We start from the raw sequence: 844 nt of genomic DNA, 5'->3' as shown, positions 1-844 counted from the left end.
CTGGCGCCACCGAGCTCATTGTGGAAGGGTCGGGCCCGAAGACCATCGTGACCGGCGTGCGATGGAGGCGCTTCACCGAAACCGGCGCGGTTCGAGCGAAGTCGGTCATCATCGCTGCCGGCGGATTCGTAATGAATCCAGACATGGTAGCCACGTACACCCCGAAGCTGGCCGAAAAACCGTTCGTGCTCGGTAATACCTATGACGATGGTGTGGGAATTCGATTGGGAGTCTCGGCCGGCGGTGCCACCCAGCACATGGATCAAATCTTCATCACGGCTCCGCCGTACCCGCCATCAATCCTGCTCACCGGGATCATTGTGAACAAGCTCGGCCAGCGCTTTGTCGCTGAGGACTCCTACCATTCCAGGACCGCCGGGTTCATCATGGACCAGCCGGACAGCGCTGCCTATCTGATCGTCGACGAAGCGCACCTGCAGCACCCCAAGATGCCACTGGTCCCATTGATCGACGGTTGGGAAACGGTTGCCGAGATGGAGGCCGCACTGGGCATTCCCGTGGGAAAGCTGGTCGCGACGCTGGACCGCTACAACGCTTATGCCGCACGCGGCGAAGATCCCGACTTTCACAAGCAGCCGGAATTTCTTGCGCCCCAAGCTAAAGGGCCGTGGGGAGCCTTCGACATGTCACTGGGCAAGGCAATGTATGCAGGATTTACCCTTGGCGGGCTGGCCACCTCGGTCGACGGCGAGGTGCTGCGCGAAGACGGGACTGTCCTGCCGGGCTTGTACGCCGCCGGCGCCTGTGCCTCCAACATCGCCCAGGACGGCAAGGGCTACGCCAGCGGTACACAGCTGGGCGAGGGATCGTTCTTCGGCCGCCG

1 protein-coding gene is annotated in these 844 nt (G+C 62.3%); it reads left to right on the top strand.

Annotated features, from left to right (window positions below; genetic code table 11):
- A partial coding sequence (locus F0Q45_RS26305; protein WP_149656630.1) for an FAD-binding protein occupies positions 1-844 on the top strand: 844 nt, incomplete at both ends.

The sequence above is a fragment of the Mycobacterium simiae genome, assembly GCF_008370645.1.
In the GTDB taxonomy this organism is placed as follows: domain Bacteria; phylum Actinomycetota; class Actinomycetes; order Mycobacteriales; family Mycobacteriaceae; genus Mycobacterium; species Mycobacterium simiae_A.
This window is presented reverse-complemented; position numbering and strand designations above follow the sequence as displayed.